This window comes from Streptomyces sp. NPDC101166 (genome assembly GCF_044768125.1).
Taxonomy (GTDB): domain Bacteria; phylum Actinomycetota; class Actinomycetes; order Streptomycetales; family Streptomycetaceae; genus Streptomyces.
On record NZ_JBIWPF010000020.1, the window covers coordinates 73325 to 99513 of the forward strand.

The following is a 26189-nucleotide window of genomic DNA, read 5'->3' on the forward strand; positions in this document are numbered from 1 at the left end:
GCGTGCGTCACACCTTCAGGTACTTGCGCAGAGCGACGAACGCGGCAAGGGCGGGGATCAGCACGCTCGCCGCCAGGATGAGCGGCAGCTTGGTCAACACGGCGTCCCAGCCGACGAAGTTGATGAGCGTCAGCTTCTGCGACAGCGCCATGCCGTGGTCGATCGTGAAGTACCGCCCGACCACGAGGAAGGTGCACGCCAGGGACCCTCCGATCAGTCCGGCGACCGCAGCCTCGGCGATGAACGGGGCCTGGATGTAGAAGCCGGACGCGCCCACCAGACGCATGATGCCGGTCTCCCGCCTGCGGCTGAACGCCGAGACGCGCACGGTGTTGACGATCAGCAGCAGCGCGACGATCAGCATGAGCGCCATGACGCCGAGCGCGGCCCGGTTCATCAGGTTCAGCATCGTGAACAGGCTGTCCAGGATGCCCTTCTGGTCCTGCACCGACTGCACGCCTTCCCGGCCGTCGAAGGCGGTGGCGATGACCTGGTACTTCTCCGGGTCCTTCAGTTTGATGCGGTACGACTCCTGCATCTGGTCCGGCGTGAGCGAGGCGGCGAGCGGCGAGTCGCCGAACTGCTCCTTGTAGTGCTTGTACGCCTGGTCCTGGGTCTCGTACGTGACCGTGTCGACGACCGGCATCTTGTCGAGGTCCGACTTGATCCGCTTCTTCTGGTCCTCGGTGACCGCGCCCTTGGCGCAGTTGGGGTCGGAGGCGGCGTCGCTCTTGTTGCAGAGGAAGATCGAGACGTTGACCTTGTCGTACCAGTAGCCCTTCATCGTGCTGACCTGGTCGCTCATCAGGAGCGACCCGCCGAACAGGGCGAGCGACAGGGCGACGGAGACGATGACGGCGAACGTCATCGTCAGGTTGCGACGGAGACCGACACCGATCTCGGACAGTACGAACTGGGCGCGCATGGCGGGTTCTCGGGGCCTTTCCGTGGACGGTCGCGGTCAGTGCTGGTAGCCGTAGACGCCGCGTGCCTGGTCGCGGACGAGGCGGCCCTTCTCCAGCTCGATGACGCGCTTGCGCATCTGGTCCACGATGTTCTGGTCGTGCGTGGCCATGACGACGGTCGTGCCGGTGCGGTTGATCCGGTCGAGCAGCTTCATGATGCCGACGGAGGTCTGCGGGTCGAGGTTGCCGGTGGGCTCGTCCGCGATCAGCAGTTTGGGCCGGTTCACGAACGCGCGCGCGATGGCGACGCGCTGCTGCTCACCGCCGGACAGCTCGCCCGGCATCCGCTCCTCCTTGCCGCCGAGCCCGACGAGGTCGAGCACCTGCGGAACGGACTTGCGGATCTCGCCGCGGGACTTGCCGATCACCTCCTGCGCGAAGGCGACGTTCTCCGCCACCGTCTTGTTCGGCAGCAGGCGGAAGTCCTGGAACACCGTGCCCAGCTGGCGGCGCATCTGCGGCACCTTCCAGTTGGACAGGCGCGCGAGGTCCTTGCCCAGCACGTGCACCTGGCCGTGGCTGCACCGCTCCTCGCGGAGGACGAGCCGCAGGAAGGTGGACTTGCCGGAGCCCGAGGACCCCACCAGGAACACGAACTCGCCCTTCTCCACTTCGAGGGAGACATCCCTGAGTGCGGGGCGGGTCTGCTTGGGGTAGACCTTGGATACGTTGTCGAATCGGATCACGGGTGCACCACGGGTCGCCGGGGGTAGATGAGCGTGACCTTACGCGAACCGGGTACGCGCGCGCAGTCACCGGTTGCGGTTGCGCGGGGGTTGTGCCCTTTTGTACGGGCGGCGCTCTGCCCGAGCGCCCGCGCAGGGTCCCGGGGAACCTGGCACAGTGGTGGGGGGAACGTTCGCGCCCGCGCGAGCGTTGTGTCTGTGGAACCGGTGCAAGGAGGGCGAGCGCATGACGTACGACCGGCTGGTGTGCGCTAACTGCGCCGCGCCCGTGAACGAGGGCCGGTGCCCTGTGTGCCGTGCGAACCGCGAGCGGCTGCAGCAGGACAACTTCTTCGCGGGGCTGAACCCGATGGCGCTGATCGCGCTGCTGGCGGTGCTGGTCGCGGCGGTGGCACTGCTGGCCCACCAGACCGCCTAGGCCTGCGGCCGGGACACCGCGGAAACCTCAGGACGAGACCTCAGGACGCCCGAGAGGCCCGGAGCTGCGAGCTCCGGGCCTCTCGGTGTGCGCGCTTACGGTGCGTGCGGGTGCGGCTGCCGTCAGGCGGCCGCACCGCCACGGCCCTCGACGAGGCGCGGCAGCACACGGAAGCCGATGCCGCCGGCGATCATCGTCGCGGCGCCGAGGATCAGGAACGTGGTCTGCCCGGCACCGGTCTCGGCCAGCTCCTTGCCACCGCCCTGGGCGGAGGCGTCGGAGACGGTGTCCGAGGTGTCGGTCAGCGCGGAGGTGCCGGCGTCCTGCGGGGAGGTGTTGTTGCCACCGTCGGGGGTGGTACCGGAACCTCCGGTCGAACCTCCGGTGGTGGAACCGGCAGTGGCGGAGCCGCCGGTGGTGTCGGAACCGCCGATGGCGGCGCCGCCGTTGGTGGAGGTGCCGCCGTTCTGGCCCCCACCGTTCTGGCCGCCACCATTCTGGTTGCCGCCGTTCTGGCCGCCACCGTTCTGGTTGCCGCCGTTCTGGCCGCCACCGTTCTGGGTGCCACCGTTCTGGTTGCCGCCGTTCTGGCCGCCGCCATTCTGGTTGCCGCCGTTCTGGCCGCCACCGTTCTCGTTGCCCGAGGACTCGGTGCCGCCGTTCTGGCCGCCACCATTCTGGTTGCCGCCGTTCTGGCCGCCACCGTTCTCGTTGCCCGAGGACTCGGTGCCGCCGTTCTGGCCGCCACCGTTCTCGTTCCCGGAGGACTCGGTGCCGCCGTTCTGGCCGCCACCGTTCTCGTTCCCGGAGGACTCGGTGCCGCCGTTCTGGCCGCCACCGTTCTCGTTGCCCGAGGACTCGGTGCCGCCGTTCTGGCTGCCACCGTCGGTGCAGACGATGATCTCGTCGCAGGGGTCCGGGTCGCCCGGGTTGTGCGGGTCCCGGTCGCCCTTGCCCGTGATCGTCTCCACCAGGTTGCTCGTGCCACCTTCGTTGCCGGTGGCGGAGGCGACGCCCGCGACGGTCAGCGAGGCGCCCGCGGCGATCACGGCGCCGGCGGCTATGCGCGCGACCCGGATCCGCGTCTTCTTTGTCATATGGTTGCTACCCCCAGTAGCCGTATCGTGAATGAGGCAGCGCCGGGGCGGTGATCGACGGGGGCAGCTGATCGTTCGCCAAGTCCCCCGGTTCACATGCGCCCCAGAGATACGCATGCCACGCTTCACCCTTCCGAGTTTTCAAACCAACGTCAAGGCCGTTGCGCACGCAATGTCCAGGACGGCCCGCTATGCCGGAAGTTGAAGACCCCGAGTGTGACCCAAAAGGCAACCGCCCCTGTTCGAGGGGCGGTTGCCTTGTCGACAAACCTACTTCTCCTGCTGCTTGCGCCAGCGAATCCCGGCCTCGAGGAACCCGTCGATCTCACCGTTGAACACGGCCTCGGGGTTGCCGACCTCGCACTCGGTGCGCAGGTCCTTGACCATCTGGTACGGGTGCAGGACGTACGAACGCATCTGGTTGCCCCAGGAGTTGCCGCCGTCGCCCTTGAGGGCGTTCATCTTCTCCTGCTCCTCCTGGCGGCGCCGCTCGAGCAGCTTGGCCTGGAGGACGTTCATCGCGGTCGCCTTGTTCTGGATCTGCGACCGCTCGTTCTGGCAGGAGACCACGATGCCGGTGGGCAGGTGGGTGAGACGCACGGCCGAGTCGGTGGTGTTGACGCCCTGGCCGCCGGGCCCGGAGGACCGGTACACGTCGACCCGCAGCTCGGACTCGTCGATCTCGATGTGGTCGGTCTGCTCGACCACGGGAAGCACCTCGACGCCCGCGAAGGAGGTCTGGCGGCGGCCCTGGTTGTCGAAGGGCGAGATGCGCACCAGGCGGTGCGTGCCCTGCTCGACGGAGAGGGTTCCGTAGGCGTACGGCACCTGCACGGCGAAGGTGGTCGACTTGATGCCGGCCTCTTCCGCGTACGACGTCTCGTAGATCTCGGTCTTGTAGCCGTGCTGCTCGGCCCAGCGCAGGTACATGCGCTGGAGCTTCTCGGCGAAGTCCGCGGCGTCGACGCCGCCGGCCTCGGCGCGGATGTTGACGAGCGCCTCACGGGCGTCGTACTCGCCGCTGAGCAGCGTGCGGACCTCCATCTCGTCCAGCGCCTTCTTGACGGCGGCGAGTTCGCTCTCGGCCTCGGCGCGGGTGTCCGGGTCGTCCTCCTCCTCGGCCATCTCGAACAGCACCGCGAGGTCGTCGATCCGGCCGCGCAGGGCGTCGGCCTTCCTGACCTCGGCCTGGAGGTGGGACAACTTGCTGGTGATCTTCTGCGCTTCGTCCGGGTTGTCCCACAGGGACGGCGCGGCCGCCTGCTCCTCGAGCACGGCGATGTCTGCCCTCAGCTTGTCGAGGTCCAGAACGGCCTCGATCGACTCCATGGTCGAGGAGAGGGACTTGAGCTCTTCGGATACGTCGACGACTGCCACGCTCCCAGCGTAACGGCTCCGCCGAGCGGGAACGCCGGTGCGGGCGAGCGGACGGCCCGGGGGCTCCGCCTCCGGGCCCCCGGCCTGCGCCCACCCGCCAAGATCCTCAGGGAGTCGCCGGTGCCGAGTTCTTCGTGTCCTGCGGCGCAGCCCCCTCGTCCGAGGTCGCCGCCCACGTGCCCACGCCGATCGCCGCGACCAGCACCAGCGCCGCCACCCCCACCGTGATCCGCCGTCGCCGCGCCGCCGCGCGGGCCCGGGCCGAGCCGGGCCGGGGCGACCCCGCCGCGCGCGGCACCCGCGCCGTCCCGTGCGCGCCGCCGGCGAGCTCGTCGGGCGCGGGCACGCGCATCGAGGTGTGCGTGTCCCGGTTGGAGTCCGGTTTCGCGCCCGGCACCAGCGGCACCGAGCCGCGCCGCACCGCGCGAGCGGCCGCCTGGGACGGCCGGGGCGCCTCGTCCGGCTCGTCCGGGTCTCCGTCGTCGGCCGCCTCGGCGTCCGGCTCGTCGACGTCCAGCGGCGGCATGCCGGCCAGCATGGGCAGCTGCTCCCGCAGCCGTGCCGCCAGCTCGGTCGCCCGCAGCCGGGAGGCGGGCGCCTTGGCCAGGCACTGCACGATCAGCTGCCACAGCTCGTCGGGGATGCCGGGCAGTGGCGCGACCGTCTCCGTGACATGGCGGCGCAGCACCGCGCCCGGGTGCCCGCCGCCGAACGGGGTGAAGCCGGCCAGCAGCTCGTACAGGACCGTGGCCAGCGCGTAGATGTCGACGGAGGCGCGGGGCGGCAGCCCTTCGACGATCTCGGGGGCGAGGTAGTCGGGCGTGCCGATGATCTTCGTGGCGCGGGTGCGCTTGGGAGTGTCGATCAGCTTGGCGACGCCGAAGTCGGTGAGCAGCGCCCGGTGCGAACCGCCGGGTCCCAGGGGGCCCTGCATGTCGAGCAGGATGTTCTCCGGCTTGACGTCGCGGTGCACGACCCCGGCCGCGTGCGCGACCGCGAGCCCCTCCGCCACGTCCGCGACGATCGCCACCGCGGCCTCGGGCGCGAGCCGGCGCTCCCGGTCCAGCCGGGTGCGCAGATCGGTGCCGCGGACGAGGTCCATGACGAGCGCGAGGTCGTTGCCGTCGACCACCAGGTCCCGTACGGAGACGACGTTCGGGTGTTCCAGGCCGAGCAGGGCGGTGCGCTCCTGCACGAAGCGGCCCACCAGCTCCTCGTCGGACGCGAGGTCCTCGCGCAGCAGCTTGACGGCGACGGGACCGTCCGGTCCCTCGCCGAGCCACACCGTGCCGGCGCTGCCCCGTCCCAGGATCTGGTGGGCGGTGTACCGGCTGCCGATCTTCCGTGCCAAGACTGCTCCTACCGACGCGTGTTGCCGACGCTGCGCCCTCCGGGGGCCGTGACAGCGACGACGTCGGCGGCGGGCGCCGCGGGCTCCCCGGAGCCCCAGCCGACAAAACTACGCGTCCGGAGCGCCAACCTTCACCGCGGAGACGGAAATCACCCGCCAGGAGTCGACAAATCCCCAAACCAACGGCCGGAGTTCCGGTCGGGCGCCCGCGAACCCGGCGTCAGTTCCCCGACCCGCCCGTGCCGCCGCCACCACCGGAGCCGGAGTCCCCGCCGAGGTCGCCGATCCACTTGGCGGCCTGCTCGAACCAGTCGCCGAGCTGCGTCCAGTAGCCCTTGCCGGTGCCGATCCAGCTCTGGAGCGGGCTGAGTTCCCAGATCAGCCATCCGGCGACGACCAGGATGACGATCGTGAACAGGCACCCCTTCAGGCAGCCGAGCCCGGGGATCTTCATCGGGTTGGCGCTGCGCTGCCGGGGCTGCCGGGGCTCGCGCGGCTGCGGCGGTTCCGGCGCGGGGCGGCGCTGGGGCTGCTGCGGCTGGGGCGTCGCGTACCGCTGGGGCTGTTGCTGCTGCGGGGCGTACTGCTGGGGCTGCTGCGGCTGCGGGTGGCCGTAACCGCCCTGCTGCCGGCGCTGCTGCTGCGGTTGCTGCTGCTGGCGGGGAGGCTGCTGCTGCGGGCGGGCGACCTGGCGCTGCGGGCGGCGGCGCAGCGGGTCCTCGTCGGGGTCGACGTAGTGGATCTGGGTCTGTTCGTTGCGGTCGCGGGCGGCGCGCAGCTGGTTCTGCCACGGGTGCGGCTGCTCGGGCTGCTGACCCTGCTGCCCGGGATGGTGCGGCGGGACCGGCGGCAGGACGGCCGTCGGATCGGCGGCTCCCCCGGGGCCGCCCGGGCCCGCGGTGTGCGGCAGGACGGCGGTGGGGTCGGCGGCGCCCGGCGGGTTCCCGGGGCCTGAGGTGTGCGGGAGCACGCTGGTCGCCGCGTTCGGGTCGTACGCGCCGCCGGGAGCGCCCGGGGGCGTGCCGGGGACGGTCGCGGGGGCCGGGTCGGGCGCCAGCACATGGCCGACGCCGTCGGCGGCGGCGATCTGCATCGAGTTGGCGTGCACGCCGACGCCCTCGGCGACGATGCGCAGCCCGCGCGCGAGGTTCTGGGCGCTGGGCCGGTCCTCGGGGTTCTTGCGCAGGCAGCGCTCGATGACCGTCCACAGCGGGTCGGGGACGGTGGAGGGGCGGCGCGGTTCGGCGCTCAGGTGCTGGTGGAGGACTTCCAGGGCGGAGCCGCCGGAGAACGGCGGGCGGCCGGTGACCAGTTCGTACAGCAGGATGCCGGCGCCGTAGACGTCGACGGCGGAGGTCTGGGGGCGGCCCTCGGCGGACTCCGGCGCGACGTACGCGGGCGTGCCGACGAACTCGCTGGTGCGGGTCAGGCCCGGGGAGTCGGCGAGGCGGGCGATGCCGAAGTCGGTGAGCATGGGGTGCATCTCGCCGCCGGTCTGGGCGAGCAGCACGTTGGCGGGCTTGAGGTCGCGGTGGACGACTCCGTCGGAATGGCTGGCGGCGAGCGCGTCGGCGATCTGGGCGGTGAGCAGGGCCGCGGCGACGGGCGTGAAGGGGCCGTTCTCGCGCAGGTAGCGGTGCAGGTCCGGGCCGTCGACGAGGTCCATGACCAGCGCCAGCAGATCGCCCTCGACGACCAGGTCGCGGACCCGGACGATGTTCGGGTGGGTCAGGCGCAGCAGGACGGAGCGCTCCCTCAGGAAGCGCATCACGACGTCGGGGTCGCTCGCGAGCTCCTCCTTGAGGACCTTGATCGCGACGGTCTCCCCGGGCTGACCGGGCACGGCCGCCTCGGCGCCGGCGGTCTCGCGCTGGCGGGCCCGCCAGACGGTGCCCGTGGCGCCGCGTCCGAGCGGCTCCTCAAGGAGGTACTTGCTCCCTACCGGACGCACGTCATGCGCTCCCTGCTGCTTGCTCGGCTGCCTGCTCGGCCGCTGGTCTGATCTGGTCGTCTGCCGGTCCTGCGAAGTCCAGGACCCTGGAGGTCCGGATTCCGACCCACTGTAGTGCCGCCGCGTCGCCGCGGGGCTGTCCTGCGGTTGTGGGCCTTCGCATAGGTGTTTCGAAGGAACACGGGACAAAGACGCTCCCTTTGGTTCCTTGGTTGCCGAAGACGGGCGTGACCGATCTCAAGCGGTTCCCGAACGGTCGTCGCCGCGGCGCCTGTCAGGCACTTTTGCGGGCAGAGCCGACCAATCAAGATCACTTGCCGCTCGGAGGCGGGCGCGTTGTCGGCGACAGGTGCGAGGATGCCTGGAGTACTGGCCTGTGTGCTCGTGTAGGGGTGGGGGGAAGTCCGCGCCCGCGCAGAAGGGACCGCTGACGGCGATGCAGATCCGGCTGACCGTCGTAGACCCGACATGCCCGCCCGCCGCCACGCCCGACTCCGCTCGCGCGGGGGCATCGCCGGCGCGCGGCCGCAGCGCGAGCTGTGACGTGCTGGTCACCGCCCCCGCGGGCACCGCGCTGGCCGCGGTGGCCTCCGCGCTGGCCGCGGCGGTCACCGGGGAGAGCGGCGCCGCGCCCTCCGGAGGTGCGCAGCCCGTGCTGTACGCGGGCGCGGAGCGGCTCGACGCGCAGCGCTGCACGCTGGGCGAGCCACCGCTGACCGACGGCGCGGTGCTGGCCGTGGGCGCCCCGGCCGACCCCGAGCCGCATCCGGAGGTGGACGACGCCCCGGCCCGGCTGGACGTGGTCGCCGGCCCGGACGCGGGCGGGGTCCATCTGCTGCACGGCGGCCAGATCCGCGTGGGCCGCTCCGCCGACGCCGACGTCCCGCTCGACGACCCGGACGTCTCCCGGCTGCACTGCGCGGTGACGCTCTCGCCCGACGGCCGGGTCACGGTCGCCGACCTCGGCTCCACCAACGGCACCACCCTCGACGGCGGCCCGGTCCGGGCCCGCCCGGTCCGCCTGTCGCCCGGGGCCCTCCTCCGGGTGGGCGAGTCCGCCCTGCGGCTGGCTCCGCCGGGGGGCCCGGGGGCACGGGTGACGACGACACCGGACGGCGAGGGGCACGTGCGCGTGGCGTACGGCGACGCCCCGGGCGGGGACCGCGACCGAGCGGCTCAGCCGCACGGCGGCGCGCGGCCCGCGTCCGGGACGCGCTACGGCGAGGCCCCCGCGCGCGGCGCGGCGGAGGGCGAGCCGGACGAACCGCACGCGCGCGTGAGCGGGCGCGGAGCCGACCGCACCAGGAGCGACGGCGTCCCGTCGGGGCCGACCGGGCACGCCTACGGCACGGTCGACTGGGGCGGCTCCCCGGCCCGTGCGGACGGGCGGCGGACACCGCGCCCGGGGGACACGCCCCTGGTGCCCGGTCAGGGCGGCGCGCCGAGCATCGAGAGCCACTCCGGGTCGCTCCCGTCGGGGGCGCCGGGGGGCGGCCTCGCCTCCGCGCCTTCCGAGGACCGCTCCCCCGCCGGGGAGACGCACGCCGGCCGGTCCGGCCTCGGCTCCTTCACCACCGGCGCGCCGGAGCGCGAGGGGCGCGAACCGCACCCGCCCGCGCCCCAAGCCCACCCCCGCAGCACGCCCGCCGTGCCGCACACGGAGGACGACGGCGGCCCCTACGCGCACACCCCCGCGGACCACCCCGACGACGAGACCGGCGCTCAGCCCGCCTCCCGCCGCAAGGGCACGCCCCTGCGCGGCACCGAGATACCTCCGGGCGTCCGCCGTCGAGGAGGTCTCTCCGCGTGGGCGCGGAGGCTGACCGGCGGACGCGGCGAGGTCCGGGAGGACGCCGCCGGACCGCAGCCGGACGAGGGCGATCCCGCCGTCGCCGCCCCGGCCGCCCCCGTGGTCCTCTCCCCGTACCCCGTGCCGGACACCTGGCCGGACCCCGCCTCGCTGCTGCTGACGGCGCTGGGCCCCGGCCCCCGCCTCTGGGAGCGCGGCCCGGGTCACCCCGAGGCGCTCGCGGTGCGGCTCGGCACGGCGGACCGCGCGGCGCCCGACGGCTCGGGCCTGCTGCCCGCCGTCCCCGTGACGGCGGGACTGCGCGAGGTCGGCGCACTGGGCCTGGCCGGGCCTCGCCCGCGGCTGGCCGGGCTGGCGCGCGCGGTGCTGGCCCAACTCGCCGCGCTGCACTCCCCGGACAGCCTGGAGATCGTGCTGATCAGCACGGACCGGGCCCGCCCGGACGAGGAACGCGCCGCCGAGTGGTCGTGGCTGGGCTGGCTCCCGCATCTGCGCCCGGGGCACGGCCAGGACTGCCGGCTCCTCCTGGCCTACGACCGCGAGCAGGCCGCAGCCCGCGCCGACGAGCTGACGCGCCGTCTGGAGGACCACCTCGCGGACGCCGGGACAGCCGCCCCCACGCCCTTCCCCTCCCCCCGCGGCGCGGCCCACCGGCCCTCCTGGGCATCGGCGGACGACAGCCCTCAGAGCTTCCCCGGCCCGTACACGGTCGTGGTCGTGGACGGCGACCCCGGCGGCACGGATCTGCGCGAGGCGATGGACCGGCTGGCGTCGGCCGGCCCCCGTGCCGGGATACACGTCGTCTGCCTGGCGGAGACGCCCTCCGCCTCCCCCGCCTCCCCGGTGGCGAAGACGTACGAGGCGGCCTGCGCGGCGGCGCCCACGTTCCGCGCCTGCGGAGCGGTCGCGCTGCTCAGCGGTGACGTGGCCACGGCGCTGCGGCTGCTGCGGGTCGCGCCGTCCGGCACGGCGGGACCCGGGTCGGCGGGACGGGGGCCGGACGGGGAGCGGCCCGGCCCGGTCGGCCACGGCACCGTCGGCACGGTGGACGCCGTCTCGGCGGCCTGGGCCGAACGCTTCGCACGAGCGCTCGCCCCGCTGCGCCCCGACGGCGCCGGCGGCGAGCGGCACACGCGTGTGTCCGCGCCGCTGCCCCCCTCGGCGCGGCTCCTGGACGAGCTGGGCCTCGCCCGGGCGACTCCCGCGTCGCTGATGGCGCGGTGGGCGGACGCAGCCGACGACGCCGAGGCGGTCGGCGGCCGGGCGTGCGCGGTCCTCGGGGCGGGCCCGCGCGGCCCGGTCCCGGCCGACCTCGCCGCCGACGGCCCGCACCTGCTGATCGAGGGCCCGCCCGGCAGCGGCCGTACGGAACTGCTGCGGGCGGTCGTCGCCTCGCTGGCCGCCGCCGAGCGCCCCGACCGGCTGGGGATCGTCCTGATCGACGGCCGGGACACCGTGGGCAAGAGCGACGGGGGTTCGGGCGACGGTCTGCGCGTGTGCACCGACGTACCGCATGTGACGACCCATCTCACCGCCAACGACCCGGTCCGTATGCGGGAGTTCGCGCAGTCGCTGAGCGCGGAGCTGAAGCGGCGGACGGAGCTGGTGGGCCGTGCGGACTTCGCGGAGTGGCACCGGCACCGCGCGGTGTCGGGCCGTATCGGCCCGCAGCGGGGGCCGGGCGGTCACGGCGGCGCGCAGCCGGGCGGTCAGGAGGGCGGGGCCGCCGACCTGGACGGCCCGCCCAGCTCGACGCTGCGTCTGCGCCCGGGCGCGGCGGCCCGGCAGCGCACCGAGGCGCCCCCGCCGCTGCCCCGGCTGGTGGTCGTCGTCGACGACCTGGACGCGCTGGTCTCCCCCGCCCTCGGCTCACCCGGACGTCCCGCCGCGGGCTCGGTGATGCGCGCGCTGGAGGCGGTGGCCCGCGAGGGCGAGCGGCTCGGCGTGCACCTGGTGGCGGCCGCCGGTCCCGGGGGCCGTACGGCGGAGTCGGAACCGGCCCGGCAGGCCACGCTGCGGATCACCCTCGACCCGCCGGGCTCCGGCGTGGACGAGCCGGTGCCGGGCCGCGGCCGGGTGCGGACCGCCGACGGCCGGCTCACGCCGTTCCAGGCCGGCCGCGTCACCGGCCGCATCCCGCGCACGGCGACCCTGCGCCCCACGGTGGTCCCCCTGGAGTGGCAGCGCATGGGCGACCCCCCGGCCCGCCGCCCCGTACGGGAGCTGGGCAACGGCCCCACCGACCTCGCCCTCCTGGCGAGCGCCTTGGAACGGGCGGCCCGGGAGGTGTCGGCGGCGCAGGTCCCCTCCCTGCTCTGACGAGGAGGCCGCGCAGGCCTCGTTCCGTCACCTGTTCGGCCGTGGCAGGCGTGTCCGGCGCTCGAGAACGCGGGCGGCGGGCGCACTCCGTCACGACGCGGTCACAATCAGCCGCTTGACAGGGCAGGCGCTCTTGCCGACCCCCCGCGCCCGGCGTAGACCAGTGGCACGGGACAGCGCTCGGACGTTCGACGAGGACGAAGAACGGGGCAGTGATGCGCAGGAGCAGCACCATCCGCACACGCAGGACCGTGAGGACGGCCGCCGCGATCCTCGCGGGAGCGCTCGCGCTCTCGCTCACCGCGTGCGGCGGAGACGACGACAAGAGCGGCGGGGGCGAGAGCAACCCGGCGAAGGACCCGGGCAGCACCGTGACCCTGCCCGAGCTGAACGGCACGACGCTCGAGGTGGCCGCCGTGTGGACCGGCGCCGAACAGGCCAACTTCAAGAAGGTGCTGGCGGAGTTCGAGAAGCGGACGGGCGCCAAGGTGACGTTCGTGCCCGCGCAGGACCCGATCATCAACTTCCTGGGCTCGAAGGTCGCGGGCGGGCAGCCCCCGGACGTCGCGCTGCTTCCGCAGCCGGGCGCGATCAAGCAGGCCGTGGAGAAGAAGTGGGCGAAGCCGCTGGGCGCGGCGGCCCTGAAGGAGCTCCGGAGGAACTACTCGCAGGGCTGGCAGGACATCGGCAAGATCGACGGCCGGCAGTACGGCGTGTACTACAAGGCCGCCAACAAGTCGCTGTTCTGGTACAACGCGAAGGTCTTCGAGAACGCGGGGGCCGCCGAGCCCAAGACGTGGGACGAGCTGCTCACCACCGCGCAGACGGTCTACGACTCCGGTGTCACGCCGTTCTCGGTGGGCGGCGCCGACGGCTGGACCCTGACCGACTGGTTCGAGAACGTGTACCTCTCCCAGGCGGGCCCCGAGAAGTACGACCAGCTGGCCAAGCACGAGATCAAGTGGACGGACCCGTCCGTGAAGGACGCGCTGACCGCGCTGGCGCGGATCTGGGGCAAGAAGGACTACGTCGCGGGCGGCGCGGCCGGAGCGCTCCAGACGGACTTCCCGGCCTCGGTGACGCAGACCTTCACCGGCGGCGACCAGCCGAAGGCCGCCATGGTCTACGAGGGCGACTTCGCGCAGGTGAACATCGTCCAGGCGGGCGTGAAGGTCGGCACGGGCGCGAAGGTGTTCCCGTTCCCGAAGGCCGGCGACACCGCGCCCGTGGTGTCCGGCGGTGACGCGGCGGTGATCCTGAAGGACTCCGAGGGCGCGCAGGCGCTGGCGACCTTCCTCGCCTCCCCCGACGCGGCGGCCATCCAGGCCAAGCTGGGCGGCTATCTCTCACCGAACAAGAACCTCGACCCTTCCGTCTACCCGAACGACGTGCAGCGCAAGATCGCCGAGTCGCTGATCGCGGCCGGCGACGACTTCCGCTTCGACATGTCCGACCAGGCCCCGCAGGCCTTCGGCGGCACGCCCGGCAAGGGCGAGTGGAAGGCGCTGCAGGACTTCCTGAAGAACCCGGCGGACGTCGCGGGCACCCAGCGGAGGCTGGAGGCCGACGCGGCGGCCGCGTACGGCGGCTGAGGCGATGGCGTCCGTCACGGCGGCGAGGGACGGCTCGTCCTCCGCCGCCCCCGGGTCGCGCAAGAGCGTGACCGGCACGCGCTGGACCGTGGCAGCGCTGTTCCTGCTGCCCGCCTTCGTGCTGCTGGGCGCGCTCGTGGTCTACCCGATCGGGTACTCGCTCGTGCGCAGCTTCTACGACCAGTCCGGTGACGGGCTCGCCGGATTCGACAACTACGAGACGCTGTTCACGGACGACGGCATCCGCACGGCGCTCAAGAACAACGTGATCTGGGTGGTGTTCGCGCCGACCGTCGCGACCGCGCTGGGTCTGGTCTTCGCGGTGCTGACCGAACGGGTGCGCTGGGGAACGGCGTTCAAGCTGGTCGTCTTCATGCCGATGGCGATCTCGATGCTCGCCGCCGGCATCATCTTCCGGCTGGTGTACGACCAGGACCCGGACAAGGGCGTGGCGAACGCGGTGTGGGTCGGCGTGCACGACACGTTCGCGCAGTCGTCGGCCTTCCCCAAGGCGCACCCGGGGCGGAACTCGCCGCTGGAGCCGGTGAAGGGCGGCGGGTTCATCACCGGGGCGCCCGTCCGCGCCGGCGAGACGGTGACGCTGCCCCTGGTCGGCGTCGCGCCCGACCTGATGCCGGACGACGCGAAGCGGGCCGTCCTGCCGGTGGCCGAGCCGGGCGAGGTCACCGGCACGACCTGGCAGGACTTCACCCGCGGCAAGGGCGTCGGCAGGCCGGGGCAACCGGACGCCTCCGAACTGGGCTATCCGGGGATGCGGATCGAGGCGGTCAAGGACGGCACGGTGGTCGCCTCCACGACGGCCGCGGCGGACGGCAGCTTCACCCTGCCCGCAGCGGCCGACGGGGCGCGGCTGCGGCTGCCGGCGAGCAACTTCCAGGAGGCGTACAACGGCGTGGACTGGCTCGGCCCGTCGCTGGTCACGCCGGCGATCATCGGCTCGTACATCTGGATGTGGGCGGGCTTCGCGATGGTGCTGATCGCGGCGGGGCTGGCGAGCGTGCCCCGGGAGCTGATGGAGGCGGCGCGGGTCGACGGGGCGAACGAGTGGCAGGTGTTCCGCAGGATCACCGTGCCGCTGCTGGCGCCGGTCCTCGCGGTGGTCGCCGTCACCTTGATGATCAACGTGCTCAAGGTGTTCGACCTGGTCTTCATCATCGCCCCCGGCTCCTCCCAGGACGACGCGAACGTGCTCGCCCTGGAGCTGTACCGCAAGGGCTTCTCCGAGGACCAGCCGGGCGTGGCCAGCGCGATCGCGGTGTTCCTGCTGCTGCTGGTGATCCCGGTGATGTGGTTCAACGTACGTCGGCTGCGGCGGGAGGTGCGGCGATGATCGTCCACATCGAGACCGGGGGGACGACGGACGCGCGAGCCCGGCGGTCGCTCGCCTCGCGGGTCGTCGAGAGGCTCAACGGCGGCCTGGTCCGCGTCTTCCTGGTCCTCGTGGGCCTGTTCTGGCTGGTGCCGACCGTCGGGCTGCTGATCTCCTCGCTGCGCACCCCGGAGGACATGAGCGCGAGCGGCTGGTGGAAGGTGTTCGAGGAACCGTCCCGGCTGACCTTCGACAGCTACCGGAAGCTGCTGGAGAACGACGACATCACCGGCTCCCTCCTCAACACGGCGCTGATCACGGTGCCGGCGACGATCCTGGTGGTGGTCGTCGGCTCGCTCGCCGGATACGCGTTCGCCTGGATGGAGTTCCCCGGCCGCGACTGGTGGTTCCTGGGCGTGGTCGGCCTGCTGGTGGTGCCCGTGCAGGTGGCGCTGCTCCCGATCGCCGAACTGTTCGGCAGCATCGGCCTGTTCGGTTCCGTCCTCGGGGTGATCCTGTTCCATGTGGGCTTCGGCCTGCCGTTCGCGGTGTTCCTGCTGCGGAACTTCTTCGCGGAGATCCCCCGTGAACTGCTGGAGGCGGCCCGTCTCGACGGCGCGGGCGAACTGCGCCTGTTCGCGAGGGTCGTGATGCCGCTGGGCGGTCCGGCGATCGCGAGCCTGGGCATCTTCCAGTTCCTGTGGGTGTGGAACGACATGCTGGTCGCGCTGGTGTTCACCGACGCCGACAGCCAGCCGATCACGGTCGCCCTGCAGACACAGGTACGGCAGTTCGGCAACAACATCGACGTGCTGGCGCCCGGCGCGTTCATCTCGATGGTGATCCCGCTGGCCGTGTTCTTCGCGTTCCAGCGGCAGTTCGTGTCCGGCGTGATGGCCGGCGCGGTCAAGTAGGCGGCGGCGCAAGGGGGGTGGGCCGTCAACAGCCCGCCCCCACCGTTCACCCGGTGTCCCCCGGATGCCGTAGGCGAACGTAACCAAGTCACTCCATCGGCCGTTCCCGGGCAAGGCCCTGTCTTCTGCCCGCGCCGACCCATGGATGTGTTTTGCCCAGGTTCAGTGTCACCGTCCCCGCGTCGGAGGTCCGGGCGTACCCGCGGCCCGAGCGCCTCGGCTCCGTGCCGCCCCGGGTCCGCGTGCGCCCGCGCCGGCGGCGGGCCCACGGCCTCGGCCCCCTCGCCGTCCGGCCTCGGCCCGGCATGCCGGGCGCGCCCGCGGCGCCTCGGGCCGGGCGGCGGCACACCGTCACCCGGCTGAGGACGCACCGCGCCCGCCGCGCGCTGCGGGCGGCGGGACCCACGAGCCGCACACACGAGCCGCGCATGACGCCCGGCCGCGCAGTGCGCGCGGCGGCCCTCGAAGCCCGCCACCGACTGCGGCTGGGGCCTGTTGCGGGTTTCCCGCCTGCCGCGCGGCGCAGCCCGCGCTCCGCGCGGACGACGGGAAACCCGGAACAGGCCCTACGGCCGTCCGCGCCCGCCGGCCGCTCGGCACGCCTCCCGTACGCCCGGACGCCTTCCGGCCGACACGAGCCGCCCCGCCGGGGCCGCGCCCGGCGCCTCCTCCTCGGTCTGGAGCGGGCCCCGCGGCGCCCGTCCACCGGCCTCGCGGCCCCGGCCCGTGCCCGGCGTCCCGACGCGCCGCCGGGCACGGAGCCCAGCCGGGTGACGCCGCTCGCCGCGGCCCGGCCCGCGCCCCCGGCGCGCCCGCCGCTCACCGCCGTGCCGCGATCCGCCGGCGCCGCTCCCGTCACCGTGCGCCTCTGACGCCGTTTGCCCTCCGGGAGCCCCTCAGACGTCCACGGCTCGTCGCGGACCGGGCCCCGGCGACCACCGACAGAGAAAGAGCAGAATGCCCCGCTTCAGCATCATCGTCCCGTCCCACGGGGTCGTGGGCCGGCTGTCCCAGGCGCTGGACTCCGTCCTCGCCCAGTCCTTCGGCGACTTCGAGCTGATCCCGGTCTGCGACGCACCCGACGCCCCGGCCGCGACCGTCGCCGCCGGGTACGCCGAGCGGGACTCCCGCGTGACGGCGGTGCACTCCCCGCCGTCGGCGGGGCTCGCCGGGGCGCGCAACACCGGGATGCGGGCGGCGACCGGCGCCTACCTGCTGTTCCTCGACGGCGACGACACCCTCGCCCCGGGCGCGCTGACCGCCCTGGACGCCCGTCTGACGCGGACGGGCGACGTCGACGTCCTGTACGCCGAGCACGAGCGCACCCCCTGGTGGGAGGGCGAACCGGCCAACCCGGCGGCGCCGCTGCTGGCACGGACCCCCAAGGGCGCCTTCGCCCCCGCCGAAGCCCCCCGGGTGACCGGCGTGGAACTGCCCGTGTGGGGCGCCGCCTACCGGCGCGACTTCCTCATCGAGCACGAACTCGACTTTCCCGAAGGGCACTTCACGGATCTCGGCTTCGGCGGGCTGGTCACCGTGCGCGCGGAGCGCATCGCGGTCCTGCGCTCGGTCGTCGTACGGCACCACGTGCGCCGGCAGGGCAGCCGGATCAACCTGCCGGGCGCACACCACGCCGAACTGCTCGACCAGGTCGACCTGGTGCTGCGGGCGGCCACCGAACAAGGGCTCTCCGAACGGCGGTCGGGGCCGCTCTTCGAGCAGCTCTTCGCGCTCGTCCTGAGGACGGCCGCGCATCCGGCGCGGCTCCCGAGGGCGAGCCGCAGGGCGTTCTTCCGCCGGGCCGGCCGGCTCCACCGCCGGCACCGGCCGGACGGTTTCCGCACGCCCGGCGGCAGCGTGGGTGTGCAGCACCGGCTGCTCGCGGCGGGCGCGTACACGGCGTTCCGCGCTCTGCGCGGCGCCAACCAGCGGGCCTCGGCCGCCGCCCAGCGCCTCCCCCGCCCCGGCGGCCTGCGCACCCGCCTGTACTACCGGCGTCAGCTGCGCCGGCCTCTCGATCCGAACCTGGCCGTGTACTGCGCCTATTGGGGCCGCGGCTACGCCTGCAGCCCGGCCGCGATCCACGCCAAGGCCGCCGAACTCGCCCCGCACATCCGCCAGGTGTTCCTCGTCGAGCCCGACCAGGCGCACGCCATGCCCGCCGGCGTCGAGTACGCCGTCCTCGGCAGCCGCCGCGCCTGGCAGGTCCTGGCCCGCGCCAAGTACCTGGTGAACAACGCCAACTTCGCCGAGGGCGTCGTCAAACGCCCGGGCAGTGTGCACGTGCAGACCCAGCACGGCACCCCGCTGAAGAAGATGGGCGTCGACCAGTCGACGTACCCGGTGGTCGCGGCGGCGACCGGCAGCTTCACCAAACTCCTGGGCCGGGTGGACCGCTGGGACTACAACCTGTCCTCCAACACCCACTCCACCCAGATGTGGGAGCGGGCCTTCCCCGGCTCCTACGAGCACCTGGAGTACGGCTATCCGCGCAACGACCTCTTCTGCACGGCGACCGCGGACGACGTCAGCCGGATCCGGCGCGAACTGGGCGTACCCGAGGGCAAGACGGCCGTCCTGTACGCGCCGACCCACCGCGACTACGAGAGCGGCTTCGGCGCCGGCCTGGACCTGGAGGCGTTCTGCGAGGCCGCGGGCGACGACGTCGTGGTCCTGCTGCGCGCCCACTACTTCTACGACCGGGGCGCACGCACGGGCACCGGCCGGATCATCGACGTCACCGGGCACCGCTCCTCCGAGGAGGTCTGCCTGGCCGCCGACGTCCTGGTCACCGACTACTCGTCGATCATGTTCGACTACGCCAACCTGGACCGCCCGATCGTCGTGTACGCCGACGACTGGGACGTCTACACCGAGACCCGGGGCGTGTACTTCGACCTGATGGCGGAGCCGCCGGGAGCGGTCGCCCGCACGCCCGAGGAGCTGGCGCGCCTCTTCAGGGACGGCTCGTACGCGTCGGCCTCGGCCCAGGCCCTCAGGGACGCGTTCCGGTCCCGTTTCTGCCAGTTCGACGACGGCCGGGCCGCCGAGCGCGTGGTACGGCGGGTGCTGCTCGGCCTGCCGCCGGAGGCGATCGCGCCCGTGCGCCCCCTCGCCGAGCGCACCCCGGCCCCCGCCGCCCGCACCTTCGTAAGGAGCTGACCCCAGCAGTGCCTCGCTTCAGCATCATCGTCCCCTGTTTCAAGGTGCAGGGCTTCCTGCGCGAGTGCCTCGACTCGGTCCTGGAGCAGTCGTACCGCGACATCGAGGTGATCGCCGTCGACGACCGCTCACCCGACGGCTGCGGCGCGATCCTCGACGAGTACGCCGCCCGCGACGACCGCGTGCGGGTCCTGCACCTGCCGGAGAACGTCGGCCTCGGCCGCGCCCGCAACGCCGGTCTGCCCTACGCGAGCGGCGACTACCTGTTCTTCCTCGACAGCGACGACACCCTCACCGAGGGCGCGCTGCACGCGATGGCCGACCGGCTCGACGAGAGCGGCGACCCCGACGTGCTGGTCTTCGACTACGCGCGCACGTACTGGTGGGGCGGCACCCGCCGCAACGCCCTGGCGCACATCCTCGCCGAGTGCGGCGAGGACACCTTCACCGCCGCGCAGCGCCCGGAGATCCTCGACCTGCTGATGGTCGTGTGGAACAAGGTGTACCGGCGCGGTTTCGTCGAGGAGTACGGCTTCCGCTTCCCGCCCGGCTACTACGAGGACACCCCCTGGACCTTCCCGGTCATGCTCAGCGCGGGGCGCCTCGCCACGCTGGACCGGATCTGCCTGAACTACCGCCAGCGCCGGCAGGGCAACATCCTGTCCACCACCAGCCGCAAGCACTTCGACATCCACGACCAGTACGAGCGGGTGTTCGCTTTCGTCGACTCCCGCCCGGAGCTGGCGACCTGGCGGCCCTATCTGCACCGCAAGATGGGCGAGCACTGTCTGGACATCCTCGCCAAGCCGGACCGGCTGCCGCCCTCGGACAGGGGCGAGTTCTTCCGCCGCACCGCCGAACTGTTCGCCCGCCACCAGCCGGCCGGCGAGCCGACGCCCGCCGAACTGCGCGTGCTCCAGCAGCCCTACGCCGTCTACCGGGTCCGGCGGCAGAGCGGCCGGGCGGGCCGGGAACTGGCCCGGCGCGGGGCGTCGGTGCGCCGGGCGGCCGCCGTGCGCGCCCGCCGGGGCCTGACGGCCGCCCGGCCTCACCGGGCGCCGGACCGCGAACTCGTCGTGTACTCGGCCTTCTCGCACCGCGGCGTGCTCGGCGACCCCGCCGCCGTCTACCGCGCGGCCCGCGAGATCGCCCCCGCGCTGCGCGGGGTGTGGGTCGTGCGCGACGAGGAGACGGCGGCGCTGCTCCCCGACGACGTGGAGCACGTGCTGCTGGACTCCCCCGGCTACCGGCGGGTGACAGCGCGGGCCGGCTGGTTCGTCAACAACGTCAACTGGCCCGGCGCGCTGGTCAAACGGCCCGGCAGCGTCCACATCCACACCCACCAGGGCACCCCGCTGAAGTACATGGCGGCCGACCTGCTGACCAAACCCGGCGCCCGGCACGGCGTGGACGTGCCGCAGATGCTGCGCCGCGCGGACCGCTGGGACTACAGCCTGGTCGCCAACCCGCACTCCGAGCTGGTGTGGGAGCGGGCCTATCCGTGCCACTTCACGTCGGTGCGGACCGGCAGCCCCCGTAACGACGTGCTGGTGAACGCCGGTCCGGCGGACGGGGCGGCGGTGCGCGCACGGCTGGGGATTCCCGCCGGTCACACCGTCGTGCTGTACGCGCCGACCCGCCGCGAGTACCGGCGCGGCGGGCATGTGGACCGGATCGACCTGGCCCGGTTCGCCGCCGACCTCGGCGAGGGCCACACCCTCGTGGTGCGGCTGCATCCGTCCTTGGCGACCGGCCCGGCGCGCGGCCTGGGGCTCAGCGAGCTGCACCGGCGCGGCATCCTGGTCGACGCGACGGACGAGCCGCACGTCGAGGACGTGATGCTCGCCGCCGACGTCCTGGTCACCGACTACTCGGCCCTGATGTTCGACTACGCCAACCTGGACCGGCCGATCGTCGTCCACGCCGACGACTGGGACGTCTACAAGGCGAGCCGGGGCGCCTACTTCGACATCACCGCCGACGCGCCCGGCCGTGTCTCACGCAGCTACCGGGAGCTGACCTGGCTGTTCTCCTCGGGCAGTTGGCGGGACGAGGAGTCGGCGCGGCTGCGGGCGGGCTTCCGGGAGCGGTTCTGCGTGTGGGAGGACGGCCGGGCCGCCGAGCGGGTCGTACGGACGCTGCTGCTGGGCGAGCCGCTGCCGGAGCAGGCCTCGACGTCGGTTCTCTCGCCGGCCGCCGACGAGGGTGTGCTGGCGCCGACGTGAGGCCGCGCCCGGCCGGGCCGGCGGCCGTGAGGCCGGCGGCCGTGAGGCCGGCGGCCGTGAGGCCGGCGGCCGTGAGGCCGGCGGCCGTGAGACCAGGTCCTCTTGTCACTCGATGACGAGGTCGACCTCGATGTTGCCGCGGGTGGCGTTGGAGTAGGGGCAGACCTGGTGGGCCTGCTCGACCAGCTTGCGGCCGGTGGCCTCGTCGAGGGAGTCCGGCAGTTCGACGCGGAGGGCGACCTTGAGGCCGAAGCCCTCGCCCTGCTTGCCGATGCCGACCTCGGCGGTCACGGCGGCCTCGCTGACGTCGACCTTGGCCTGACGGCCGACCAGGCCGAGGGCGCTGCCGAAACAGGCGGCGTATCCGGCGGCGAAGAGCTGCTCGGGGTTGGTGCCCTGACCGTTGCCGCCCAGCTCCACCGGCATGGCCAGCGCGAGGTCGATCTTGCCGTCGGAGCTGACGGCGCGGCCCTCACGGCCGTGGGTGGCGGTGGCGACAGCGGTGTACAGCGCGTCCATGGATGAACCATCCCTCTCGGAAGTCGTGCGTGGTCAGGGGCGGCCTTGCCCTTTCGCCGCGGGCGTCCGGGCGGCCTCACGACGACAAGTAGAGCACACAATTAAGTTGTGCACAACTCAATTGCCCGCCCGAGCTACGCTGGAGGCATGACCCCGATGTCCCCCCACTCCGCCGCACCCGCCTCCCCCGCCCAGGGCGCCGCCGAAGCCCCGGAAGCCGTCGAGGCCGGGGCCGCTGCGGTCGCCGCAGTCACCGAAGCGAACTGGCTCCGGCTGGACCGCCAGATCTGCTTCTCCCTGCACGCCGCGTCACGCGCCTTCAACGGCGTCTACCGCGTGATCCTCAAGGACCTCGGGCTGACCTACCCGCAGTACCTGGTGATGCTGGTCCTGTGGGAGGAGGGCGCGCTGCCCGTCAAGAAGCTCGGCGCCCATCTGCGCCTGGACTCCGGCACGCTGTCGCCGCTGCTGAAGCGTCTGGAGGCGGCCGGTCTCGTCCACCGCGAGCGCAGCGCGCGCGACGAACGCTCGGTCGAGGTCCGCCTGACGCAGGAGGGCACGGCACTGCGCGAGCGGGCGCTGCGGGTGCCGCGCCGGATCGTGACCGCGACGGGATTCGAACTGGAGGAGATCCGCGAGCTGAAGGAGCGCCTGGACGTGCTCACCGCCGCACTGGACTCGGCGGCCGCCGAGGAGGACCCGGACGCCGCCGAACAGACCGGCACCGTACGCGCCGATTGACGCACGCAGAGTTATCCACAGGCTCTGCGGGAGCGCCCGACGCCTGATTCACTGGTTTTCGGGCGCACCGGGCGTCCGTGAGGGGGATGTGACGACATGACCTGGTTGATCACAGGGGGGGCCGGATACATCGGGGCGCACGTGGTGCGGGCGATGACCGAGGCGGGCGAGCGGGCCGTGGTGTACGACGACCTGTCGACCGGGATCGCCGAGCGGGTGCCCCGGGGTGTGCCGCTGGTGGCGGGCTCCACGCTGGACGGCCCGCTGCTGGAGCGCACCCTCGCCGAGCACGAGGTGACCGGTGTCGTGCACCTGGCGGCGAAGAAGCAGGTCGGCGAGTCGGTGGACCGGCCCCTGCACTACTACCGGGAGAACGTGGAGGGCCTGAGAGTCCTCCTGGACGCGGTGACCGCCGCCGATGTCCCCTCGTTCGTGTTCTCCTCCTCGGCCGCCGTCTACGGCATGCCGGACGTCGACCTCGTCACGGAGGAGACGCCGTGCGCGCCGATCTCGCCCTACGGAGAGACGAAGCTGGCCGGCGAGTGGATGGTCCGCGCGACCGGCCGGGCCACGGGGCTGTCCACGGCCTCGCTGCGTTACTTCAACGTGGCCGGCGCGGCGAGCCCGGAGCTGGCGGACGTCGGCGTCTTCAACCTGGTGCCCATGGTGTTCGAACGCCTCACGGAGAACACCGCGCCGCGCATCTTCGGCGACGACTATCCGACGCCGGACGGCACCTGCGTCCGGGACTACATCCACGTCGTCGACCTGGCGGAGGCCCATGTCGCCGCGGCCCGCGCCCTCCAGGACTCCCCGGGGCACACCCTGACCCTCAACATCGGCCGCGGAGAGGGCGTCTCCGTCCGCGAGATGATCGACCGGATCAACGCCGTCACCGGTTACGACCGCCCGCCGACGGTCACCCCGCGCAGACCGGGGGACCCGGCCCGGGTGGTGGCCTCCGCCGACCGCATCGAGACCCGTCTCGGCTGGAAGGCCGCGCACGACGTCCAGGACATGATCACCTCCGCCTGGGAGGGCTGGGTGCACCTCCACCCGGAGGCGGCCCGCTCGTAGGCAGGCGGCCCCGAAGGCGTGCTCCGGGGCGCCGGCGCGGAGTCACAGAGCCTTGATCGCCTCCGCGGTCGCCCGGGTCAGGGCCGCGAGGTAGTCCTTGGGGAGCTTCGGGCTGCGGATGACCACGGAGCGCCAGTAGAGCGGGCCGGAGATCAGGTCCAGGGCCAGTTCGGCGTCGGCGTCCCGGCGCACCTCCCCGCGCTCGGTCGCCGCCGCGACGATCTTCAGGGCGACGCCCTCCTGCCCGTCCCGCAGGGCCTTCTGGAGGGCCTCGGCGATCTCCGGGTTGCGGGCCGCCTCGGCCTGGAGGTCCGGGATGATCTGCGAGGCCACCGGGTGCCGCAACGCCCGTGACGTGACCTCGTACAGCATTCTCAGGTCGCCCTCCAGGCTGCCCGTGCACGGCGCGGGCAGGCCCTGTACGGCGATGGCCGAGACGATGTCCAGGACCAGGTGCAGCTTGGAGCGCCAGCGCCGGTACACGGCGGTCTTTCCCACCCCGGCGCGTCGGGCGATGCCCTCGATGGACATCCGGGCGTAGCCGACGGTCGCGAGCTCCTCGAACACGGCGGCCCGGATGGCCTCCGTCACGTCCTCGCGCAGCACGGCCGCTCCGGCGGGGGCCCGGCGGCGCGGACGCGTCGAGGGCTCGTCGGCGTTCGTCGTCATGCCGACCAGCATAGGGCGTGACGACGATACGGTTGCGTTCCGACGTCGACTCGCCTTACTCTCGCGTTGCGACGATACGGTGCCGTCCCGACGTAAGGAGACGGCAAGGAACGCGTGAAAGGAACGCCGCCCGCCCGTGCGCGCCGCCCCGAGGCGTCACCCTCCCCCCGAGTGAAAGCAGCGGATGTGAGTCAGGTCCTCCACACACCGCCCCCGACGCGGTCCGAGCCCCACGAAGACCTGGCGGCGCTCGCCGCCCGCCACGGCCTCTCGGTCAGCGGCGCCCGCCCTTCACTGCCCGCCTATGTGCGCCAGTTGTGGGCGCGCCGCCACTTCATCGGCGCGTTCGCCACCGCCAAGCTCACCGCCCAGTACAGCCAGGCGAAGCTGGGCCAGCTCTGGCAGGTGATGACCCCGCTGCTCAACGCGGCGGTGTACTTCTTCATCTTCGGCGTGCTGCTGGGCACCAAGCAGGGCGTGCCGGACTACGTCCCGTTCCTGGTCACGGGCGTGTTCGTGTGGACGTTCACGCAGAGCTCGATCATGGCGGGCACCCGCGCCGTCTCCGGCAACCTCGGCCTGGTGCGGGCCCTGCACTTCCCGCGGGCCGCGCTGCCCATCTCGTTCTGCCTCCAGCAGCTCCAGCAACTGCTGTTCTCCATGGCCGCGCTGGTCGTGATCCTGCTCTGCTTCGGCGTGCCGGTCTCCGCGTCCTGGCTGCTGGCCGTCCCGGTGCTGCTGCTGCAGTTCACCTTCAACGCCGGGGTCTCCATGGTCATGGCCCGGCTCGGCGCGAAGACCCCGGACATCGCCCAGCTGATGCCGTTCGTCCTGCGCACCTGGATGTACGTCTCGGGCGTGATGTGGAGCATCGACAAGCTGGCCGGCGCTCACCACGGCCTGCCGTCTTGGGTCGCCCCCGTTCTCCAGGCCAACCCCGCCGCCGTCTACATCGACCTGATGCGCTTCGCCCTGATCGACTCCTTCCACGCCGGTCAGCTGCCGCACCACGTGTGGCTGATCGCGACGGGCTGGGCGCTGCTCGCCGGAGTCGGCGGGTTCATCTACTTCTGGAAGGCTGAGGAGACGTACGGCCGTGGCTGACAACACCACCCCCGACACCAGCCGCGCCGGCGGCGAGCGGATCCCCACCGTCGTCGTCGACGGCGTCGACATCGTCTACCGCGTCAACGGCACCGGCGCCGGCCGGGGCTCCGCGACCGCCGCCCTCCACCGCGTCCTGCGCCGCGGGAAGGCCGAGAAGGCGGCCGGAGTGCGCAAGGTGCACGCCGTGAAGAACGTGTCGTTCGTCGCCTACCGGGGCGAGGCGATCGGCCTCATCGGCACCAACGGATCCGGCAAGTCGACCCTGCTCAAGGCGGTCGCCGGCCTGCTCCCGGTGGAGAACGGCAGGATCCACACCGACGGCCAGCCCTCCCTGCTCGGCGTCAACGCGGCCCTGATGAACGACCTGACCGGCGAACGCAACGTCCACCTCGGCGGGCTCGCCATGGGCATGTCCCGCGAGCAGGTCAAGGAGCGCTACCAGGACATCGTCGACTTCTCCGGGATCAACGACAAGGGCGACTTCATCACCCTGCCGATGCGCACCTACTCCTCCGGCATGCAGGCCCGGCTGCGGTTCTCCATCGCCGCCGCCAAGGACCACGACGTCCTGCTGATCGACGAGGCGCTCGCCACCGGCGACCGCTCCTTCCAGAAGCGCTCCGAGGAACGCATCCGCGAACTGCGCAAGCACGCCGGCACGGTGTTCCTGGTCAGCCACAGCAACAAGTCGATCCGCGACACCTGCGACCGCGTGCTGTGGCTGGAGCGGGGCGAACTGCGCATGGACGGGCCCACCGAGGAGGTCCTCCAGGCGTACGAGGCGTTCACCGGCGGCCCCGACAAGAACAAGGCCAAGCCGGCGGCGGCGCCGAAGGCCGCCTGAGCGACCTCACGGCCCCCCGACGACGACAGGGCGCC

19 protein-coding genes are annotated in these 26189 nt (G+C 72.9%); 11 read left to right on the plus strand and 8 right to left on the minus strand.

Annotated elements, in window-relative coordinates:
* Positions 1-7: 7 nt before the first annotated feature.
* Both ftsX and ftsE read right to left on the minus strand, forming a co-directional pair.
* Positions 8-925, minus strand: coding sequence for a permease-like cell division protein FtsX (ftsX, locus tag ACIRS4_RS29555; protein ID WP_351099103.1), 918 nt, complete (start codon positions 923-925; stop codon positions 8-10).
* Positions 926-961: 36 nt separating this feature from the next.
* On the minus strand, positions 962-1651 hold the full coding sequence (ftsE, locus tag ACIRS4_RS29560) for a cell division ATP-binding protein FtsE (protein WP_130436517.1): 690 nt from the start codon (positions 1649-1651) through the stop codon (positions 962-964).
* A 226-nt stretch (positions 1652-1877) separates the two neighbouring features.
* Between ftsE and ACIRS4_RS29565 the strand changes: the two genes are divergently transcribed.
* A complete protein-coding gene (locus ACIRS4_RS29565) occupies positions 1878-2069 on the plus strand; it encodes a hypothetical protein (RefSeq protein ID WP_404201793.1) in 192 nt (63 codons plus the stop codon).
* 122 nt (positions 2070-2191) lie between these two features.
* On the opposite strand, the gene ACIRS4_RS29570 is transcribed toward ACIRS4_RS29565, so the two are convergent.
* From ACIRS4_RS29570 to ACIRS4_RS29585, 4 genes are all read right to left on the minus strand, one after another.
* Positions 2192-3166: a hypothetical protein gene (locus tag ACIRS4_RS29570; RefSeq protein WP_404201795.1), complete on the minus strand. Its 975-nt coding sequence runs from the start codon at positions 3164-3166 to the stop codon at positions 2192-2194.
* A 270-nt stretch (positions 3167-3436) separates the two neighbouring features.
* Positions 3437-4543, minus strand: a complete 1107-nt coding sequence (prfB, locus tag ACIRS4_RS29575; protein ID WP_404201797.1) for a peptide chain release factor 2 — start codon at positions 4541-4543, stop codon at positions 3437-3439.
* 106 nt (positions 4544-4649) lie between these two features.
* The gene (locus tag ACIRS4_RS29580; protein WP_404201799.1) at positions 4650-5894 is read right to left on the minus strand and encodes a serine/threonine-protein kinase; all 1245 of its coding nucleotides are present in this window, start codon (positions 5892-5894) and stop codon (positions 4650-4652) included.
* A gap of 220 nt (positions 5895-6114) precedes the next feature.
* Entirely contained in the window at positions 6115-7845 is a 1731-nt protein-coding gene (locus ACIRS4_RS29585; RefSeq protein ID WP_404201801.1) for a serine/threonine-protein kinase, read from the minus strand.
* Between the two features lie 436 nt (positions 7846-8281).
* Here ACIRS4_RS29585 and ACIRS4_RS29590 point away from each other — a divergent pair, with 436 nt between their 5' ends.
* From ACIRS4_RS29590 to ACIRS4_RS29615, 6 genes are all read left to right on the plus strand, one after another.
* Positions 8282-11974 carry an FHA domain-containing protein gene (locus ACIRS4_RS29590; RefSeq protein ID WP_404201803.1) on the plus strand — a complete coding sequence of 1231 codons (3693 nt, stop codon included), beginning with the start codon at positions 8282-8284 and terminating at the stop codon, positions 11972-11974.
* A gap of 215 nt (positions 11975-12189) precedes the next feature.
* On the plus strand, positions 12190-13566 hold the full coding sequence (locus tag ACIRS4_RS29595; protein ID WP_404201805.1) for an ABC transporter substrate-binding protein: 1377 nt from the start codon (positions 12190-12192) through the stop codon (positions 13564-13566).
* 67 nt (positions 13567-13633) lie between these two features.
* Positions 13634-14917 (plus strand): carbohydrate ABC transporter permease, encoded by a 1284-nt coding sequence (locus tag ACIRS4_RS29600; RefSeq protein WP_404201868.1) that lies wholly within the window; start codon positions 13634-13636, stop codon positions 14915-14917.
* The gene (locus tag ACIRS4_RS29605) at positions 14914-15810 is read left to right on the plus strand and encodes a carbohydrate ABC transporter permease (protein WP_404201807.1); all 897 of its coding nucleotides are present in this window, start codon (positions 14914-14916) and stop codon (positions 15808-15810) included. Before ACIRS4_RS29600 ends, ACIRS4_RS29605 begins: the two co-directional genes overlap by 4 nt.
* 957 nt (positions 15811-16767) lie before the next feature.
* Positions 16768-18972: a CDP-glycerol glycerophosphotransferase family protein gene (locus tag ACIRS4_RS29610; protein WP_404201809.1), complete on the plus strand. Its 2205-nt coding sequence runs from the start codon at positions 16768-16770 to the stop codon at positions 18970-18972.
* 8 nt (positions 18973-18980) lie between these two features.
* Positions 18981-21197, plus strand: a complete 2217-nt coding sequence (locus ACIRS4_RS29615; RefSeq protein WP_404201811.1) for a CDP-glycerol glycerophosphotransferase family protein — start codon at positions 18981-18983, stop codon at positions 21195-21197.
* A gap of 105 nt (positions 21198-21302) precedes the next feature.
* Here the strand turns inward: ACIRS4_RS29615 and ACIRS4_RS29620 are convergent, their stop codons facing one another.
* On the minus strand, positions 21303-21716 hold the full coding sequence (locus ACIRS4_RS29620) for an organic hydroperoxide resistance protein (RefSeq protein WP_351099124.1): 414 nt from the start codon (positions 21714-21716) through the stop codon (positions 21303-21305).
* Positions 21717-21872: 156 nt separating this feature from the next.
* Here ACIRS4_RS29620 and ACIRS4_RS29625 point away from each other — a divergent pair, with 156 nt between their 5' ends.
* Positions 21873-22457, plus strand: coding sequence for a MarR family winged helix-turn-helix transcriptional regulator (locus tag ACIRS4_RS29625; RefSeq protein ID WP_404201870.1), 585 nt, complete (start codon positions 21873-21875; stop codon positions 22455-22457).
* 96 nt (positions 22458-22553) lie between these two features.
* Positions 22554-23534 (plus strand): UDP-glucose 4-epimerase GalE, encoded by a 981-nt coding sequence (gene galE / locus ACIRS4_RS29630; RefSeq protein ID WP_404201813.1) that lies wholly within the window; start codon positions 22554-22556, stop codon positions 23532-23534.
* Positions 23535-23576: 42 nt separating this feature from the next.
* Here the strand turns inward: galE and ACIRS4_RS29635 are convergent, their stop codons facing one another.
* Positions 23577-24203 (minus strand): TetR/AcrR family transcriptional regulator, encoded by a 627-nt coding sequence (locus ACIRS4_RS29635; RefSeq protein WP_352252144.1) that lies wholly within the window; start codon positions 24201-24203, stop codon positions 23577-23579.
* 186 nt (positions 24204-24389) lie between these two features.
* Between ACIRS4_RS29635 and ACIRS4_RS29640 the strand changes: the two genes are divergently transcribed.
* Positions 24390-25307, plus strand: coding sequence for an ABC transporter permease (locus ACIRS4_RS29640; protein ID WP_404201815.1), 918 nt, complete (start codon positions 24390-24392; stop codon positions 25305-25307).
* Positions 25300-26154: an ABC transporter ATP-binding protein gene (locus ACIRS4_RS29645; protein ID WP_404201817.1), complete on the plus strand. Its 855-nt coding sequence runs from the start codon at positions 25300-25302 to the stop codon at positions 26152-26154. Before ACIRS4_RS29640 ends, ACIRS4_RS29645 begins: the two co-directional genes overlap by 8 nt.
* The last annotated feature ends 35 nt before the right edge of the window (positions 26155-26189 follow it).

What these genes read in the sequence shown, in the direction of transcription:
- ACIRS4_RS29620 (WP_351099124.1), bottom strand. Translation starts at nt 21,716, where the DNA reads ATGGACGCGCTGTACACCGCTGTCGCCACCGCCACCCACGGCCGTGAG.
- ACIRS4_RS29635 (WP_352252144.1), bottom strand. Translation starts at nt 24,203, where the DNA reads ATGACGACGAACGCCGACGAGCCCTCGACGCGTCCGCGCCGCCGGGCC.
- ACIRS4_RS29625 (WP_404201870.1), top strand. Translation starts at nt 21,873, where the DNA reads ATGTCCCCCCACTCCGCCGCACCCGCCTCCCCCGCCCAGGGCGCCGCC.
- ACIRS4_RS29570 (WP_404201795.1), bottom strand. Translation starts at nt 3,166, where the DNA reads ATGACAAAGAAGACGCGGATCCGGGTCGCGCGCATAGCCGCCGGCGCC.
- ACIRS4_RS29565 (WP_404201793.1), top strand. Translation starts at nt 1,878, where the DNA reads ATGACGTACGACCGGCTGGTGTGCGCTAACTGCGCCGCGCCCGTGAAC.
- ACIRS4_RS29605 (WP_404201807.1), top strand. Translation starts at nt 14,914, where the DNA reads ATGATCGTCCACATCGAGACCGGGGGGACGACGGACGCGCGAGCCCGG.
- ACIRS4_RS29590 (WP_404201803.1), top strand. Translation starts at nt 8,282, where the DNA reads ATGCAGATCCGGCTGACCGTCGTAGACCCGACATGCCCGCCCGCCGCC.
- galE (WP_404201813.1), top strand. Translation starts at nt 22,554, where the DNA reads ATGACCTGGTTGATCACAGGGGGGGCCGGATACATCGGGGCGCACGTG.
- ACIRS4_RS29595 (WP_404201805.1), top strand. Translation starts at nt 12,190, where the DNA reads ATGCGCAGGAGCAGCACCATCCGCACACGCAGGACCGTGAGGACGGCC.
- ftsX (WP_351099103.1), bottom strand. Translation starts at nt 925, where the DNA reads ATGCGCGCCCAGTTCGTACTGTCCGAGATCGGTGTCGGTCTCCGTCGC.
- ACIRS4_RS29610 (WP_404201809.1), top strand. Translation starts at nt 16,768, where the DNA reads ATGCCCCGCTTCAGCATCATCGTCCCGTCCCACGGGGTCGTGGGCCGG.